This window comes from Lysinibacillus sp. GbtcB16, from assembly GCF_019091145.1.
In the GTDB taxonomy this organism is placed as follows: Bacteria; Bacillota; Bacilli; order Bacillales_A; family Planococcaceae; genus Lysinibacillus; species Lysinibacillus fusiformis.
In genome coordinates this window covers 1-1,227 of record NZ_JAGXJV010000061.1, presented here as the reverse complement: position 1 = coordinate 1,227, position 1,227 = coordinate 1, and the positions used below count along the sequence as shown (strand labels likewise).

The window sequence follows — 1,227 nt, the reverse complement described above, 5'->3', positions numbered from 1 at the left end:
TAGAATTAGCAATGGTTTTTCCGCCTTCCGTACCTTCTAGATATCGTTTTACTGCTTGTATTTTATCTTTTGAAGAAAATTTAGCCATAAAAAATGCACCTCCAATTGTTAATTATGTGTCTAACAATTGGGGTGCACCTCATCTTGGGCGGCTTTTTTACATTATATATTTCTATTAAGCTAAACTGTCGAAAGCTAAATGTTCTTTACAAGATTCACACTGATACTCTTCCGGAGGATCTATGTGAGTTTCTTCACCGCATACACATTTATACACATGGACATCACAAGAACAGTACTCATAAGGGGCCAAAGTCTCCCGTTGCTCATCGGTAGCTTTAGAATAAGAGTGATCAAGTTTCATTTCGGAATAGCATTTTTCACAAGAGTATCCCACACCATTATTTTTAATCAGTTCTAACAAAGAAGAAAACTGCATATCTGCAGTAGTTTCCTCATCATTAGAAGAAATTAATATTGTTTGAGTTCCTGCTTTTTTACCTGCTTCAATATCCGTTTCCATATCACCAATCATGTAGCTATTTTTCAAGTCGATATTGTATTTTTTCGCTAAATTCGTAAGTTGCCCTGCATTTGGTTTTCTACAAATACAATTTTCAGTAGGAGCGTGTATACATGCTGAAATTTCATGTATAACAGCGTCTTTATCTTCTTGGAATAATAACGATTTTAATTTCATATGAATCATGTCTAGTTCTGATTGCGTCATATATCCAAAAGTAACGCCCGCTTGGTTTGTAACAACAAATACCTTAAAGCCCATCTTATTAAACGTACCGATTGCTTTTGCTGCACCTGGGATTAAATACAAATCACTTGTTTTATTTACAAACTTAACTCGATCAGTTAAAACTTCATTAATCACGCCGTCTCTGTCTAAGAAAATTGCACGCTGTTGTTTAGTTGAATCATGCATGTATTTCCCCTCCTATATTTCCACAATTTCAAATGTTGCATGTGAATTATATTTACGTAGTTCCAACATTACATCTTCTGCTTCATCATAAGTAGTAAACTCTAATTCTTGTCCTTCTTTGCCAGGTTCACAGCTATCTATAACAAATCCTTCTGCACGTATTACAAAAGCCATATTACAATAACCCTTTTTCCTCAAAGAATTTACGGAATATATTATTTGCTAATTGTGATTGAGCGCCTCGACCTGGTTTTTTACCTAAAAGCTTTTTAATTACTTTATTAATATCC

At 34.2% G+C, this 1,227-nt stretch carries 1 protein-coding gene and 2 pseudogenes; all 3 read right to left on the bottom strand.

The genetic code is table 11. The annotated features are described in order from the left end of the window. Positions 1-88, bottom strand: a pseudogene (locus KVT27_RS27585) (YolD-like family protein); the annotation flags it as partial. A 312-nt stretch (positions 89-400) separates the two neighbouring features. Next, positions 401-937 (bottom strand): annotated as a pseudogene (locus KVT27_RS23245) (D-glycero-alpha-D-manno-heptose-1,7-bisphosphate 7-phosphatase); the annotation flags it as partial. Between the two features lie 12 nt (positions 938-949). Next, positions 950-1,111: a hypothetical protein gene (locus KVT27_RS23240; RefSeq protein ID WP_217563187.1), complete on the bottom strand. Its 162-nt coding sequence runs from the start codon at positions 1,109-1,111 to the stop codon at positions 950-952. Positions 1,112-1,227 lie beyond the last annotated feature (116 nt).